Origin of the sequence: Bradyrhizobium sp. AUGA SZCCT0431, from assembly GCF_018131065.1 — a bacterium.
Classification (GTDB): Bacteria; Pseudomonadota; Alphaproteobacteria; order Rhizobiales; family Xanthobacteraceae; genus Bradyrhizobium.
In genome coordinates this window covers 63,008-77,265 of the sequence record NZ_JAFCLR010000012.1, presented here as the reverse complement: position 1 = coordinate 77,265, position 14,258 = coordinate 63,008, and the positions used below count along the sequence as shown (strand labels likewise).

General features: G+C 62.0%; 15 protein-coding genes. 5 read left to right on the top strand and 10 right to left on the bottom strand.

Annotated elements, in window-relative coordinates:
- Nucleotides 1-11: 11 nt before the first annotated feature.
- The 3 genes from JQ567_RS13875 to JQ567_RS13865 form a co-directional block, all read right to left on the bottom strand.
- Entirely contained in the window at nt 12-1,154 is a 1,143-nt protein-coding gene (locus JQ567_RS13875; RefSeq protein ID WP_212439336.1) for a hypothetical protein, read from the bottom strand.
- Between the two features lie 505 nt (nt 1,155-1,659).
- Entirely contained in the window at nt 1,660-2,496 is an 837-nt protein-coding gene (locus tag JQ567_RS13870; protein WP_212439335.1) for an AraC family transcriptional regulator, read from the bottom strand.
- Nucleotides 2,497-2,631: 135 nt separating this feature from the next.
- Complete coding sequence (locus JQ567_RS13865) at nt 2,632-2,982, bottom strand: hypothetical protein (protein ID WP_409363598.1); 351 nt, start codon at nt 2,980-2,982, stop codon at nt 2,632-2,634.
- A gap of 183 nt (nt 2,983-3,165) precedes the next feature.
- Here JQ567_RS13865 and JQ567_RS13860 point away from each other — a divergent pair, with 183 nt between their 5' ends.
- Complete coding sequence (locus tag JQ567_RS13860) at nt 3,166-3,384, top strand: hypothetical protein (RefSeq protein WP_212266854.1); 219 nt, start codon at nt 3,166-3,168, stop codon at nt 3,382-3,384.
- Nucleotides 3,385-3,622: 238 nt separating this feature from the next.
- Here JQ567_RS13860 and JQ567_RS13855 read toward each other — a convergent pair whose 3' ends face one another.
- Genes JQ567_RS13855 through JQ567_RS13845 form a run of 3 tightly spaced genes read right to left on the bottom strand, consistent with a single transcriptional unit; the run spans nt 3,623 to nt 4,683 of the window.
- Nucleotides 3,623-3,760 carry a hypothetical protein gene (locus tag JQ567_RS13855; protein ID WP_212439334.1) on the bottom strand — a complete coding sequence of 46 codons (138 nt, stop codon included), beginning with the start codon at nt 3,758-3,760 and terminating at the stop codon, nt 3,623-3,625.
- Nucleotides 3,761-3,765: 5 nt separating this feature from the next.
- Nucleotides 3,766-3,987 (bottom strand): hypothetical protein, encoded by a 222-nt coding sequence (locus tag JQ567_RS13850; RefSeq protein WP_212439333.1) that lies wholly within the window; start codon nt 3,985-3,987, stop codon nt 3,766-3,768.
- Between the two features lie 42 nt (nt 3,988-4,029).
- Nucleotides 4,030-4,683 carry a glutathione S-transferase family protein gene (locus JQ567_RS13845; RefSeq protein WP_212439332.1) on the bottom strand — a complete coding sequence of 218 codons (654 nt, stop codon included), beginning with the start codon at nt 4,681-4,683 and terminating at the stop codon, nt 4,030-4,032.
- A gap of 180 nt (nt 4,684-4,863) precedes the next feature.
- Here JQ567_RS13845 and JQ567_RS13840 point away from each other — a divergent pair, with 180 nt between their 5' ends.
- On the top strand, nt 4,864-6,087 hold the full coding sequence (locus JQ567_RS13840; protein WP_212439451.1) for a polyhydroxyalkanoate depolymerase: 1,224 nt from the start codon (nt 4,864-4,866) through the stop codon (nt 6,085-6,087).
- Between the two features lie 502 nt (nt 6,088-6,589).
- Here the strand turns inward: JQ567_RS13840 and JQ567_RS13835 are convergent.
- Nucleotides 6,590-7,519, bottom strand: a complete 930-nt coding sequence (locus JQ567_RS13835; RefSeq protein ID WP_212439331.1) for an AraC family transcriptional regulator — start codon at nt 7,517-7,519, stop codon at nt 6,590-6,592.
- Between the two features lie 467 nt (nt 7,520-7,986).
- Between JQ567_RS13835 and JQ567_RS13830 the strand changes: the two genes are divergently transcribed.
- Nucleotides 7,987-9,549 carry a L,D-transpeptidase gene (locus JQ567_RS13830; RefSeq protein ID WP_212439330.1) on the top strand — a complete coding sequence of 521 codons (1,563 nt, stop codon included), beginning with the start codon at nt 7,987-7,989 and terminating at the stop codon, nt 9,547-9,549.
- Nucleotides 9,550-9,798: 249 nt separating this feature from the next.
- Here the strand turns inward: JQ567_RS13830 and JQ567_RS13825 are convergent, their stop codons facing one another.
- Nucleotides 9,799-9,957, bottom strand: a complete 159-nt coding sequence (locus tag JQ567_RS13825) for a hypothetical protein (RefSeq protein ID WP_212439329.1) — start codon at nt 9,955-9,957, stop codon at nt 9,799-9,801.
- 251 nt (nt 9,958-10,208) lie between these two features.
- Nucleotides 10,209-10,586, bottom strand: coding sequence for a nuclear transport factor 2 family protein (locus tag JQ567_RS13820; protein ID WP_212439328.1), 378 nt, complete (start codon nt 10,584-10,586; stop codon nt 10,209-10,211).
- Between the two features lie 201 nt (nt 10,587-10,787).
- On the opposite strand from JQ567_RS13820, the gene JQ567_RS13815 reads away from it, so the two are divergent.
- Nucleotides 10,788-12,080, top strand: a complete 1,293-nt coding sequence (locus JQ567_RS13815) for a M20/M25/M40 family metallo-hydrolase (protein WP_212439327.1) — start codon at nt 10,788-10,790, stop codon at nt 12,078-12,080.
- Between the two features lie 216 nt (nt 12,081-12,296).
- Here the strand turns inward: JQ567_RS13815 and JQ567_RS13810 are convergent, their stop codons facing one another.
- Nucleotides 12,297-12,848 (bottom strand): cupin domain-containing protein, encoded by a 552-nt coding sequence (locus JQ567_RS13810; RefSeq protein WP_249165458.1) that lies wholly within the window; start codon nt 12,846-12,848, stop codon nt 12,297-12,299.
- Nucleotides 12,849-13,333: 485 nt separating this feature from the next.
- Between JQ567_RS13810 and JQ567_RS13805 the strand changes: the two genes are divergently transcribed.
- A complete protein-coding gene (locus JQ567_RS13805) occupies nt 13,334-14,128 on the top strand; it encodes an extracellular solute-binding protein (protein ID WP_212439325.1) in 795 nt (264 codons plus the stop codon).
- Nucleotides 14,129-14,258 lie beyond the last annotated feature (130 nt).

Here is a 14,258-nt window from a genome sequence, read left to right as displayed (position 1 = left end):
GCCTTTTCAGTTCACTCGTACAAATATCCGACCGGCTTGCCTTCGTTACGCAGCGGACGAACGTCCTTCCGCGTAATGATTTGACCAGCCAGGCCGTCAATTTCGTCGCGCTGCGTCGGCGTCCAGCTGCGAAGATTCTCCATGCCTTTCAGCAAGCCCAGCCGGAGGATTTGGGTATTTTCGCCCAGCCCCACCAGATCGATCGTGTTCTTTCCCGCCGTGACCGTATCGCCGGCCGCAAGTTCGAAATTCTCCCCCGCGCTATTCGTGAATTGGGCTGTGCCGCGAATGACGCGATAGATGACAACCTCACCCTTCCCAAGAAAGGCGGTTTCCGCTGCTGCGGAGGTGCTCTTCGGCAACAGCGACTGGCCACGCGGGTCGGTCGCGATGATATGTCCAGTTGTAAGGCGACCGCTCGGAATCTCTATACCGATATCGCGCACGTAAACAGGCCCGGCGGATTTGATCGGCGAGCCTGCCGGCAGCGGCTTGTAGAGTGCGTCCAGCTCCAGCGGATCCTGCAGCCAGAAACAGGCATCGGCAGGGCGGTCATGCAGCGGATGGCTCCAGGCTACACGCGGCGTTTCCTCTTCGTTGATGTGATCATGATCCACCACCGTCGGGTTGGGGAAGGTCGTGGGATCGGTGATGAAGGCTTCAAGAAATTTGCCGGAATAGCCCATCGACATCGGATCCGGCACCACCGTCTGTGGCGTCTTCAGGTTTTCTTCGGTGGACAATCCCGACCATGTGTAAAAGAGCTGGCGATGCACGATCGCGCTCTGCAGCATCACCGCACCGGGACCGACGTAGTAAAATCGGCCATCGTAATCGAAGGTGAACACGCCAGACGTGACCAGCACGAGTTGGTAACCGCCGGGTGGAAGGTGTAGATGGAAATCGGTGGGGCCTGTATCGGAGCGGTAGATCGGCAGATTTGTCGAAACCTCGTGGAGGAGGAAGGTTTCGTTGTTCGCATGAAAGCCTTCGTTCGCGCGATTGTAGAGGGCTTGCGGGCGATAGGTCGGCTCGTGTGAAGCATCCCGATCGCGATCGATAGCCACGAAGTTCGTTTTATTCAGGCGGAGGGCATCGCCGTCCGGGCGAGTAAGGCCAGGCCATTTGAGATCAACCGCGGCATGTATATTCATGGCATCCTCCAATCCCTGAATTTCAGCGAGACCCGGAGCCTGTTCAAATTTGCCCTGTTCAAAATTGCTGCTCAGCTTTGGCAGAGCGCTCGGAGTCGCCGGTCGATCCTGACGTACTTATGCTGCAATGCGAATTCTGGGCCAGTTCGAGCACGGAGCATCGCGCCTTCTCCCAAGGCGCGCTTTGGGGCGGGGCGTTTGAAGAAAATACAAGGCGTACAGGACGTTAGACAGCCCGCCGCTTGACGCTGCCTTGCCCCTCATCGCCAACTTCGCAACTCCAGGGAGAACTAGCGAGGCTTGCCTTGCGTAAATTGTCGGCAAGCCTTGCCAGGAAACGCGCAGCTGGATGCCGCGAGACTGATCTGCCGCCACGCGCTGCTTTGGTTGGTCATGCGGTCAAATCATCCCACAGAGAGCTCATGATCGGCGCGTCGGCTTCGCGCTCCGGCGCTCGCCCGAAGGTGATGGATTTCGCTTCCGCCAACTCATTCCACGAGCCGCCCTACTCCCTCACCGGTATCCATATCTCGAGCCCGCCATTGCCGGTCGCGGGATCGAACTTCTCGTCATAGCGCTCGAAGTTCGGCGCGTCGGCGGCCTTCATGCCGGACGCGGGCAGCCAGTGATTCCAGATCGTGTTGACGGTACGGCGAATGGTCGAGATGTGCTCCGCGTGGGTAAACACGGCGTATTTCTGTTCGGGAATCCGCACCCGCTGGAATTCGCGCGGCAGGTCCGAGAAGTCGGTCACTTCGACGGCGGCGACATAGTCGAAATTGCCGGCATCGTCGGCGTTGCAGCAGACTCCATAGGCGACCTTGCCGATCCGGCCCGGGACATGGTCGATGGTATGATTGAAACGCTGCCACAGGCTCGGAATGAAGGCGCCTTCGTTTTCGTGGGTGCAGCGTTCGCCGATGCCGGCAACCAGCAAGGCCTTGCCGGTCTCGAAACGCGGGGGCTTGAGATGATCGAGCGCGGTTGAAATCATGACGATGGGCTCCTGAAGCTTGAGACGATCGAGGCACGTTCCTGATCGAACCATCTCGGGCGTGATGCCGAAATGGTCGCGGAACGCGCGGGTGAAGGCTTCGTGAGAACTGTAGTCCGCCTCCAGCGCGAGGCTGAGAATGTCAGGCGCGCCGGCGCTAAGCGCACGCGCTGCGTTGCTGAGGCGTCGCGCGCGTACATAGCGCATGACCGAATATCCGGTCGCGGCCGCAAACGCCCGCACCAGATGAAAGCGCGAGACGCCGGCGACCGCGGATATCTCGTCGAGGGTCAACGGCCCGGCAAGATGACTTTCGATGTACCAGAGCGCCTTCTGGGCTGGATTCATCGGTGACGGCTTTCCTTCGAAGCGGCCGCATCATGAACGCTTGCTGCGCGCCGCATTTGATCGGCGTTGCTCTCGCGGTCGCCATAGCGTCGCGGGGAACCGCGGGTTTGCTGCGCATCACCCGGAATAACGGCGTTACTTCGCCGCGGCCGGCGCCGCATCCTTCGCCGGCGCATCGGCCTTCTTCTTCAATTCTTCCGCCGTCTTCTTTTGCAGATCGTCCACGAACTTCTGCAGCGCGATCACCGTTCCCTTCAGCGCCTCGATCTGCCGGTTGGCGGCGTCGAGCTTCTGCTGATTGTCCTGCGTCATTTTGTTGATGGTCTTTTGCAGGAAGTCGACATTGCTCTGCAGGCAAGAGGTGCGCCGTTCCATGGTTTTTTCGACGGTGCAGATTTCGATGCCGGGAACATCCTGCGCGTAGCTTGCGCAGGGCATCAGCAGCGCTGCAACGGCGGCAGCGGTTCTTGCAATCCGGGCGATCATCCAATCCTCACTCAATATTCATTCGGTCAATCACATCAAATTGCTGCGTATCAGGCAGCAGGCGTCAGCGATACCACACTGATACCGCATTCAGGCGTTGAGCTTCCGCTTTATTGGTGTGGATGGACTTTCACCGGGAACCCAAACGTAAGGTTTGCACGCCCGGCAGTGGAGATTGAACATATGGCAACGCGCGAGAAGCGGCTGGCACAGTTCGATGGCAACGGGGAACCGCCGCCGGACCGGCCGGTGGAGGTGCTTTGCGAGGATCACAGCGGCACATATCAGTTACCGTTCGCCTGCCGCTGGATCGAGGGCCAATGGCGCAATGAGCGGACCGGCGGCGCGGTCGAGGCGACCGTAGTCGGCTGGCGGCTGCCGCGGGTGAGCAGTCAGGTTTGACGGGCATTTTCCGGGGCTAGAGCATTAACGGTTCTGATTGGATCAGAACCGAAGCTCTAGGCTCTTGTTTTGACGCGTTTTCTTCACGCGAACCGGTATCCACTTCGCTCGAAAACGCTCTAAGCGGCTGCAGGCGCAGCCGGACGCGCGGCGCATTGTTCCAGAATGCGACGATATCGCGCGTCGTCCGGAGCGGTCTTTAAGTTTCAGAACGCGGACGGAACGAATCGCGCCCGAATCACTGCTTGGCGGCTGTACTCCCCTGTTCACGGCTAGATATCGGCTGGAACGTGATGCGGCGCACCACATGCAGCACCGCCACGATCGGCCGCAACCAGCGGCCGACGACAAAGGTTAATTCCTCGGGGGATGACATGGCGGTCACCTCCAGGGTGTCGGCGGCGCAATGCCGAGGTCGCGATAGAGGAAGTAGTTGCGCAGGATTGCGGTGTGATTCATCGAAGCCTCCACGGTTCTTCGCGAGATCGCGACCACGCAGGGCGTCCAGATTTTCGGCAGCGCCGCATCGTCGCGTTCACAGCTGCATGCTGCCATGCGAAATCCGCGCCAGTCGCGTTGCACTGCAGCGATCACGACGGTCACCGCTGAAAGCCCGTCAAACGGGCACAGCGCTTCGCGTGCTGCCTAATATTCCACCTCGAGCTCCTCGATGTCGGCGGGCTCGGCCTTGGCCGCTTCGATCCACTCGACCATCTCGGGCATCTCCATGATGGTTTTTGCGTAGGCTGCAAGCTTCGGGTCGAGCTTGACGTCATAGGTCATGAAGCGGGTCACGACCGGCGCGTACATCGCGTCCGCCATGGTGCGCTCGCCGAACAGGAACGGCCCGCCGGACTGGGCCAGGCACTCGCGCCAGATGGTGCAGACCCGGTCGATATCGGACTGTGCGCGCGACCAGATCTTGAAGTTCGGGAAATGGCCCTTGAGATTGACCGGCAGTGAGGCCCGCAGCGTGGTGAAGCCGGAATGGATTTCACCGCAGATCGAGCGGCAATGCGCCCGCTGCACGCGGTCCGCCGGCAACAGGCCGGCATCCGGCATCACCTCGTTGAGGTATTCGCCGATCGCCAGCGTGTCCCAGACTGTGGCGCCCTCGTGCCGCAGGCACGGCACCAGGATCGACGACGACAGCAGCAGGATTTCGGCCCGTGCCGACGCATCGTCGGGAGCGGTCACGACCTCTTCGAAGGGAAGACCTGAGAATTTCGCGAGCAGCCAGCCGCGCAGCGACCAGGACGAATAGTTCTTGCTGCTGATGGTCAGTGTCGTATTCGCCATAGGGCCTTCCCTCACGCCTGAACGTCTACCGCAAGGCTAAGTGGACGGCCGCGCCAGCGCGCCGCCGCCGATAGCTTACGCCGGTCTCGTTCCGCAGCAAGCCACGTGCCAGTTTTTCGGGCGGTTCGCTCCGCTTTGGCTTCGATATTGCATGGCATCATCGGGCAAGGGCGGATGCGTATGATGTCATTGATGTACCAAGCTTATCAGAACCATATGGACCTCACGGCGCCGTGGCGGACCGGGGCCGGAGCGGCGCTGAAATATCTCAACCTCGTGCCGCAAGGCGTGTCCGACAAGGCGTTCGGGCGGCTGGCCGCGGCGCTCGAACTGATCTCGCGCACCTCGCTGACCTACACCCGCCCGGCCTACGGCATCGACAAGGTCATGGTAGGCAATCAGGAATTGGAGGTGACCGAGGAAGTCGCCTTTGCCACGCCGTTCGGCTCGCTGCTGCGGTTCAAGAAGGAGCACGCGCCGGAGCAACCCAAACTGCTTTTGGTGGCGCCGATGTCCGGCCATTTCGCGACGCTGCTGCGCGGCACCGTGAAGACCTTGCTGCAGGACCACGACGTCTACATTACCGACTGGCATAATCCGCGCGAGATCCCGCTCAATGCCGGCCGCTTCGGCCTCGAGGATTACACCGACCATTTGATCACCTTCCTCGACAAGATGGGCCCGCGCTCGCACATGGTGGCGATCTGCCAGCCCTCGGTCTCGGCGCTGGCGGCGGCGGCCGTGATGTCGGAGCAAAATCACCCGGCGCGGCCTGCGACGCTGACGCTGATGGCGGGGCCGATCGACACCCGCATCCAGCCGACCAAGGTCAATGACTTCGCCAAGAGCAAGCCGATCAAATGGTTCGAGGAGAATTTGATCAACTACGTGCCCGTTCAATGCAAGGGCGCGTTCCGCCAGGTCTATCCGGGCTTCGTGCAGCTCACGGCGTTCGTCTCGATGAACCTCGAGCGGCACATCAAGCAGCACATCGACCTTGCCCAGCATCTGGCCAAGGGCGAGAAGGAGAAGGCTGAAGTCATCAAGACCTTCTACGACGAATATTTCGCCGTGATGGACCTGCCGGCGGAATTTTACATCGAGACGGTGCGCGACGTGTTTCAGGAGCATCTGCTGCCGCTCGGCAAACTGATGCATCGTGGCAAGCCGGTGAACCCGGCCGCGATCAAGCGCATGGGCCTGATGACGGTTGAAGGTGAAAAGGACGACATCTGTTCGATCGGCCAGACGCTGGCCGCCCAAGACCTCTGCAGCGGCGTACGCGCCTATCGCCGCGTCCACCACATGCAGGCCGGCGTCGGCCATTACGGCGTGTTTTCCGGAAAACGCTGGAACAACGAGATCTATCCGCTGCTGCGGGATTTTGTTCATGTGAATTCGTGAGGTTGTTTGTCGTCCCGGCGAACGCCGGGACCCATACCGCGTGATCTTTCGATAGAGGCTCGGTGACAGAGACCTTTCGCAAAACTTCCCCCTGTGGTTATGGGTCCCGGCTCAAGGCCGGGACGACGGCGGTGTTTGTTGTTGGCACCATCATCCAAACGCACCTTCGCGTTCTCGCGACGCATTGCGCCCGAGCTTTGCCAGAATTTCCTTGCCCCCGAAATGAGAGGGCGCAGGGAAGACCGGCTGCGCGCTGCACCCGCGGTCCCGTGTGCGGTTTGCACAAAACAAAATGCACACGAGTATACAGGTCCAGCGGAGAACACCCGGCCTTCCCTGCGCAATGGCTTTACGGCTTATATCGCGCTCTCCCTGGTGAACGGGCTTTCTTGCCACCATCGCCCGCACCCGCCGCGCTCAGAATGCTCTTGCGCACGAGGCAACGCAGTTCGCAAGGCATCGGTGGGCGGCAACGTTCAAGCGCGACAGCCGTCTTCCCGGCTCACGCCTCGCTTTCCGCCGCACCTTGTGCTTCGCGGCGCCACACGGACGGGCTGACGCCGACCAGGGCCGAAAATACCCGCGTAAAGTGGCTTTGATTGGCAAACCCGGCCGATATTGCGATCTCCGCAAGCGACAGGCCACGGACGGTCATCAACTGCTTGGCGGCGTCAATGCGTTGGCGAAGGAGCCACTGATGGGGCGGCAGGCCGACGGACGCCCGAAACGCCCGAGAAAAATGGCTAACTGACAGGCCCAATTCAGCCGCGATCTCCTGCAGCGTGAATTTGCCACTGAGATCAGACTGGAGCCTTTCGCAGGCACGCTTCATCTGCCACGGAGCAAGGCCGCGATACACGGGTTCGGCGTTGCGAAGCCCGCCATACGCCCGAGCGACGTGCGCTGTGAGCGCCAGCATCATGTGATCGACGAAAAGCTGGTTCGCTTCGGATGGCCGGCGCAATCCCTGCAGGAGCGCTGCGCCGATGTGATGCACGGCCGCGTCGTCAAAGCCGTTACCGAACTGACAGTCGAGCTGGCCGACACGCCGCGCGCCGAACCGCTCCGCGACGCCGTTGAGCGCCAAAGCCGGAACATAGAAATGAATGGAGTGGAACGGCTTTTCGATCACAAAGCGCGGATCGCACTTCATGTCGTACAGATATGTCGTGCCTGCCCGGATATCGGGCTTGGCCACGCACTTGCCACGCTCCCAGTATTCGCAGTCGGGATAATCGCGAAGTTTCAAGCTAACGAGATAGGCATCCTCGGGTGCGATGGCGCCGCAAAGGCCCGGGACGGGATTGTCATCCCGCGTTTCGGTGGCTGTGACCTCGACACCGCGCATAGACCGCGTGATCAGCGATGACGGTGTATCCTGAAGGTGCAGTAGGTCCTTGAACGCCTGACCGTGAAAACCGCTCTGTGTCATATGCGTCTACCCATGGGTAACGCGGGAGCAGCATCATTGCCGCGCCGTCACGCATTATCGTAGATCAGCGAGGGGCCGTCCAGCGCGGCCGATCACAGGACCGTTTACGCTGCGATTTCAAGGTATCGTGGATTCCACGGTCCGCTTCGAGTCAATTTCGGAAATTGGACTCAATGACGGGATGCTTATCCACCTCCGGACCGGACGTGGTCAGGCCGAATTTCAGCCGAGAGACTGTTGGCAATCCGCCCGTCCGGGTTGTTTTGTCGCACCGATGTATCCGGATCGTTACAATCCGAGCCGCGGGCCGCTCTTTCTCCCGCGCAGGCTGTCGTATAAAAGTGAATCGCCCCCGGAACGGGCCGAATTCGCGGCGTGGATGGTGGTGGCGATTGGTTGATCCAAAATTCATGAATCTGACATCTGATCGACGCACGCGTGGACAGACATTTGAACCGGGGCAAGGAATGGTAATTCGATTGGCGACGGCGCGACCCTCCGTGGCGCTGCGGCGTCGGGGTGTTCCTGCCATTGTGACAATCGCGGCGGTGGCCGCACTGACGGCCTTGACGGGACTGGCCGCCGACGCGGCGCCGAAACAGGCGCGCCCGAAGCCCGCCACCGAGGCGACGGCGCCACGCGATGCCGGCGAGCCGCTGATGGCGATCGTGTCGATCAAGAGCCAGCAAGTCACTTTCTACGACGCCGACGGCTGGATCCTGCGCGCGCCGGTGTCGACCGGCACCAAGGGACGCGAGACGCCCGCCGGCGTCTTCGCCATCCTCGAGAAGAACAGGGAACACCGCTCGAACATGTATGACGATGCCGAGATGCCGAACATGCAGCGCATCACCTGGAACGGCATCGCGCTTCATGGCGGGCCGCTGCCCGGCTATGCGGCCTCGCACGGCTGCGTGCGGATGCCGTTTGGCTTTGCCGACAAGATGTTCGACAAGACGCGGATCGGGATGCGGGTGATCATCTCGCCCAACGACGCCGAGCCAGTGGAACTCTCCCATCCGGCGCTGTTCTCGCCGAACCGCGAAGCCATCGCGGCCGCGCCGGCCAAGGCCGAAGCGCTGCCCCGCGAGGCGGCCGAGGCTGCCAGGGCGGCCGACGACGCGAAGAAAGCCATCACGACGGCGACGCGCGAGACCGCGTCGCTGACGGCGTCGCTGCGCAAGCTGCAGGGGCTGAAGGCCCGCGCCGACGGCGAGCTTGCCTCCGCCGAGAAGGCGGTCGCCGGTGCCAAGACGGACGAGGCCAAGGCGAAGGCCGAGGACCTCAAGCAAAAGGCCGCCGCCAAGGCCGCGGACCTCGGGACCCAGCTCGACACCGCCAAGGCCGACGCGAAATCGAAGCTCGACGCCGCCGCCGCCGCCAAGGAAGCGGCCAAGGCGGCCCAGACCAGGAAGGCCGACACCGCCAAGGCGGCGAGCGAGGCCAAGCTCGCGCTCGAGCCGGTCTCGATCTACATCAGCCGCGCGACGCAAAAGCTGTACGTGCGCCGCCCGACGCATAAGCCGGCACCTGATGGCGGCGGCATTGTGTTCGATGCGACGATCGAGGTTCCGGTCACGATCCGCAATTCCGACAGGCCGATCGGCACGCACGTCTTCACGGCGGTGGCGCAAAACAATTCGGGCCTGCGCTGGACCGCGGTCACCATCGACGGCGACGACGACGCCAAGGCCGCGCTCGACCGCATCACCATCCCGCAGGAGGTGCTCGATCGCATCGCGCCGACCGCCGTACCGCGATCCTCGATCGTCATCTCGGACGAGCCGTTGAGCGCCGAGACCAACTATCGTACCGAGTTCGTCGCGGTGCTGAGCACGCAGCCGCAAGGCGGCTTCATCACGCGCAAGCCGACGCCCCCGATCGATGTCTACGCTTCGAGCGACCCGGTCCAGGGCGACGGCTTCAACCCGTTTTTCCAGCGCAGTTGGGAACCCCAGCCTCCCCAACCCGCCAATACCCGCCGGCGCGGCGGCCAACAGTACTGGCAACCGGGCACCAACTGGTGGTAGGGCAAGGCACGCTGCGCGTGGAGCGCAGGGGCGCTCGGGGTCATTCGCGTCGATTTAATCTGCCTCTCGATGTCGGACTAGCTGCGCAACTCAATCCGCACCGCGAGGGCCTCGGTCTCAGCAAGTAGCCCGTATAAACGACGCGCCATACGGGATCACGTCACCGCGAAAAACCCGGATGTCACGGAGCCTGTCATCGGGCGCGCATTTGCACGACCCGTTGGCTCATCCGGGATACACTCGCTGAATTCAGTCGGCGTCCGTAATTCTTCCCTTGCCGGCACAGGCCTCGCACTTCGCCGGATAGATCTTGCGAGTTACCAGCACGGGCTGCTTCACCGCAGGGAATCCCGTTCCATTGCAGGCCGCGCAGGTGTGCTCTTTGATCTTTTGCGTCATGGCGTTCATTTGAACCCCTTCCACGCCGCCATGTTTGGCAGCCCTCGTACAGTATGTATGGCAATGAGACGCGGCCAGCGATTTTCGCCCGTGTGATTGCGGAGACCCCAACCACGCGCATGGGGGCGCACAGGCGTGAGCGCCTCAGCACGTAGCCCGTACAAGCGAAGTGCCACACGGGATCACGTCACAGCGAAAACCCTGAAATCGTGGAGCCTGTCATCGGGCGCGCATTCGCGCGACCCGTTGGCTCATCCGGGCTACACTCGCTCAACAAGATGCGCACGCGAGGCTGCAGGGTCAAAACGATCGGCGAAATATTGCGTTTCGTGGGCCACCAGTCCTTCGCGGAACTCCATGATGCTCACGGTGTAAGATGGTATGCCGTCATAGGTAAGCACGAATTCAGCGACCCAGAGATCGCCGCTGCCGATCATTCGCCGGACCGCAAAACGCTTCTGGTTCGGTTGGACGGTTCGGCTCTCCTGAATGTTGCGCCGGCCCCGGATCCGCTCGCCCGATTGCGGATAATCAAGCACCGCGTCCTCGCGGTAGATTTCGTGTTCGGCCTCGAAATCGCTGGTGTCCGAAGCATCCCAATGGCGCTGCAGCGCAGTCAGCACGGCTCGATCATCCATCGCAATCTCCTACCTGCGCTTCCGGCTATTATTTTCCGGAACATCGCATTCATTTTGCTGTAAAATCCAGAACACCTCGCTCGAATGTTTGAAGCAAGGACCGTAGGGTGGGTAGAGCCACCGGGTCGCGCGAATGCGCGCCCGATGGCTCTACCCATCCTACGAACTATCAATATGGTCAGATCATTCGAAAGGCTCGCCATGTCGCGTCCCCTCCGGTTCCAGCTGCGTTTCCCGCTGGCCTGTATCGCCGCCTGCACCCTGGCCTTGTCGGCCGTGCCCGCACGGGCCGCGCCGGTGGCCAGCATTCACGAGCTGGCGCAGCAGGAAAAGGCCCCGCTGCTCGACACGCTGCGCGACCTCGTCAACATCGAGTCCGGCAGCAAGGATGCGGAGGGCCTGGCGCAGCTGGCGGCGTTGATCGCCGAACGCCTGACCAGGCTCGGCGGCAAGGTCGAGATCATCGAGCCAACCGACATCTACCGGATGGACGACACGCCGCAGAAGCCGGGTTCCATGGTGCATGCGGTGTTCAAGGGGACGGGAACCAGGAAGATCATGCTGATCGCCCACATGGACACCGTCTATTTGAAAGGCATGCTGAAGGACCAACCCTTCCGCATCGACGGCGACCGCGCCTATGGCCTCGCCGTCGGCGACGACAAGCAGGGAATCGCGCTGATCCTGCACGCGGTGGCGATGCTGCAAAAACTGAAGTTTACGGATTACGGCACGCTGACCGTGCTGATCAACGGCGACGAGGAGATCAGCTCACCTGGCTCGCGCAGCACCATCACCCGCATGGCGGGCGAGCACGACGCGGTGTTCTCCTATGAGGGCGGCGGAATGGATGGCAATTTGCGCCTGGCCACCAGCGGCATCGGCGCGGCGTACCTGACGGTGGACGGCAAGGCCTCGCACGCCGGTGCGGCGCCGGAAAAGGGCATCAACGCGCTGTACGAGCTGTCGCACCAGATGCTGCAATTGAGTGACCTGTCGCGGCGCGAACAGGGCCTGTCCCTGAACTGGACCGTCTCGCAGTCCGGCACCAACCGCAACGTGATCCCGGCGCAGGCCACCGCGCAAGGCGACGCAAGGGCGCTGAAAGTGTCCGATTTCGCCGAGCTGGAGGCCACGCTGCAGCAACGCATCAAGACCCAGCGGATCCCCGACGCCAAGGTGCAGCTCCGGTTCGAGATGCGCCGACCGCCGCTGGAGGCCACGCCCGCCTCGCGCCGCCTGGCCGCCCACGGCACCGCGATCTACGAGGAACTCGGGCTGCCCTTGAAGGTGATCGACGTCGCCTCCGGCGGCGGCACCGACGCCGCGTTCGCGGCGCTGAAGACCAAGGCCCCCGTCATCGAGGGCTTTGGTCTCAGCGGCTTTGGCGCCCACTCCAACGACGCCGAATACGTCAAGCTGGAGACCATCGTGCCGCGGCTTTATCTGTCGGCGCGCATGATCATGGATGTGTCGCAGGACAAGGTGAAATAAGACGGTTCCAACGGTGGTTGCGCCGCTGGAACCGGCCTCGTTGCCACGAGTTCCAAAAATAAAAAGGCCGCTGAGTGATGTCAGCGGCCTCGCTAAAATTTTTAAGTATGAAATCCTGCTTGGCAATTTGATAGCGCAGAACCGTTCGATTGTGGATTCCGGGCAAATACGGTGTCCTGATCTGCGAAGGCTGTCGCGTCGCTAACAGCGCAAGTCCTAACCGCGCTTCCCGCCGATCGAGATGAAGGCCATCAGACAGGGCTCCGGCAACGGGTTGCGCCAGCGATGCCTTGTGCCGTTCTGCACGATGCAATCGCCCTGGCGCAGATGGACCTTCTGTCCGTCGTCCAGCTCCAGCGTCATCTCGCCGCGAACCACGACGCCGTAGTCGATGGTATCAGATGTATGCATGCCCGGCGCGCTGCGGTCGAAAGCGTCACCCATGCCGGGGAGATTGTCGGACAATTCCTTCAGCCCGCTTTCGAACGTGACGCCGGCCGGCGGCTTGTAGCCTTCGGGCCGCCTGGGCGGATACGAGATCAGGCGAAACATCGTGCCGCCCGGGCCGGGAAAGCCTATTGTGCCCTTGAGCATCGGGTCCGGCTCGAGGCCGGTGAGCTGCGGCACACCATCGGTCATGTAGAGTTCGTAGAATGTCAGCCCCGGATTGCTATCGATCTCCACGATCTTGGACGTGACGTCAAAGGACTTGAACACCGACTTGCCGGCCTCATCGCGGCCGGTCAGCGCCCGCTTGGGCGCTGGCAAGTCGCTTGAATCCTTGGCTTCGGCAGGTTGCGAGATCACGGCCAGAGCGCCACTGCCGGCGATCGCGGAAAGCGCCTGGAGTAACTGGCGCCGATCCCCGCCTACAAATTCTTCGGACGGGGGCGTCCTCTCGCTTACGGATTTGTCCTCGTTTCGTGTCCACCAGCGCACGAGAGCCTGCCCATCTGTCCTCCGCCTGTTTTGGTTTTCGTTGTCGTCAGTACTATTTGTGCCGAAGCAAGCAGGCCCGTGGAACTAGGCCTTAGGCGTAACGTGCAACCAGTGAGGGTGGGTGGTTTGAGCCTTCCAGCGTCATTGCGAGCGCAGCGAAGCAATCCATCGCTCGGCAAGACGAAGCATGGATTGCTTCGTCGCTTCGCTCCTCGCAATGACGGGACGGCCTTTTGTGGTAGCCGCTTGGCCTTATGCGCAGTAACATCCCTCGTAAGGACGTCCGCTCAAGAAGCGCCCCGGGAGGAATAACCATGCGGCTGAATTCAACTATTTTCCGCGCACTCGCACTCGGCTTCGTTGCCGCCTTCGCGTTTTCAGGTTCAGCCTCCGCCGCCGAGGTGCGCGTCATGATCTCCGGCGGATTGTCGGCCGCCTATAAGGCGCTGGTCCCTGAATTCGAACGTGCCACCGGCCACAAGGTGCTGACCGCCTACGGTCCGTCGATGGGCACGACGGCGAATGCTATTCCGGTGCGGCTGGAGCGCGGCGAGGCCGCCGACGTGCTGATCATGGTCGGCTATGCGATCGACGATCTCGCCAAGCAGGGCAAGGTGATTGCGGAAAGCAAGATCGACCTGGTCAAATCGCCGATCGGGGTTGCGGTGAAGTCAGGCGCCCCGAAGCCGGACATCAGCAACGCGGACGCGGTCAAGCGCGCGCTGCTGGCCGCGAAGACCATCGCCTATTCCGACAGCGCCAGCGGCCTCTATGTCTCGACCGAGATGTTCGACAAGCTCGGCATCAAGGACGCCATGAAGGACAAGGCGCGAAAAATTCCGGCGACCCCGGTCGGCGAAATCGTCGCACATGGCAACGCCGAGATCGGCTTCCAGCAGATCAGCGAGCTGCGGCCGGTCGAAGGCATCGACATCGTTGGTCCCCTGCCCGACGAATTGCAGAAGATCACGGTGTTCTCCGCCGCGATTGCCAGCGTCTCCAAGGAGCCCGACGCCGCCAAGGCGCTGATCAAATTCCTCGCCTCGCCCGCGGCGCGGCCGGAGATCGTCAAGAGCGGGATGGACCCGATCGTGGGGGCGGCGAATTAGGGGCGGGATGGCTTGGGCCGGCGCGTCCACAGACTCGCTTCACCTCTCCCGCTTGCAGGGGTCGAGACGAGCGAAGCTCGCTCTTAGGTCGCATCGCATCGACAGATGCGATCCGGGTGGGGGCTCTCTC

Excerpts from the sequence above, each read along its gene's own strand:
- JQ567_RS13875 (WP_212439336.1), bottom strand. The coding sequence starts at position 1,154 with ATGAATATACATGCCGCGGTTGATCTCAAATGGCCTGGCCTTACTCGC.
- JQ567_RS13870 (WP_212439335.1), bottom strand. The coding sequence starts at position 2,496 with ATGAATCCAGCCCAGAAGGCGCTCTGGTACATCGAAAGTCATCTTGCC.
- JQ567_RS13865 (WP_409363598.1), bottom strand. The coding sequence starts at position 2,982 with ATGATCGCCCGGATTGCAAGAACCGCTGCCGCCGTTGCAGCGCTGCTG.
- JQ567_RS13860 (WP_212266854.1), top strand. The coding sequence starts at position 3,166 with ATGGCAACGCGCGAGAAGCGGCTGGCACAGTTCGATGGCAACGGGGAA.
- JQ567_RS13855 (WP_212439334.1), bottom strand. The coding sequence starts at position 3,760 with ATGTCATCCCCCGAGGAATTAACCTTTGTCGTCGGCCGCTGGTTGCGG.
- JQ567_RS13845 (WP_212439332.1), bottom strand. The coding sequence starts at position 4,683 with ATGGCGAATACGACACTGACCATCAGCAGCAAGAACTATTCGTCCTGG.
- JQ567_RS13840 (WP_212439451.1), top strand. The coding sequence starts at position 4,864 with ATGATGTCATTGATGTACCAAGCTTATCAGAACCATATGGACCTCACG.
- JQ567_RS13835 (WP_212439331.1), bottom strand. The coding sequence starts at position 7,519 with ATGACACAGAGCGGTTTTCACGGTCAGGCGTTCAAGGACCTACTGCAC.
- JQ567_RS13830 (WP_212439330.1), top strand. The coding sequence starts at position 7,987 with ATGGTAATTCGATTGGCGACGGCGCGACCCTCCGTGGCGCTGCGGCGT.
- JQ567_RS13825 (WP_212439329.1), bottom strand. The coding sequence starts at position 9,957 with ATGAACGCCATGACGCAAAAGATCAAAGAGCACACCTGCGCGGCCTGC.
- JQ567_RS13820 (WP_212439328.1), bottom strand. The coding sequence starts at position 10,586 with ATGGATGATCGAGCCGTGCTGACTGCGCTGCAGCGCCATTGGGATGCT.
- JQ567_RS13815 (WP_212439327.1), top strand. The coding sequence starts at position 10,788 with ATGTCGCGTCCCCTCCGGTTCCAGCTGCGTTTCCCGCTGGCCTGTATC.
- JQ567_RS13805 (WP_212439325.1), top strand. The coding sequence starts at position 13,334 with ATGCGGCTGAATTCAACTATTTTCCGCGCACTCGCACTCGGCTTCGTT.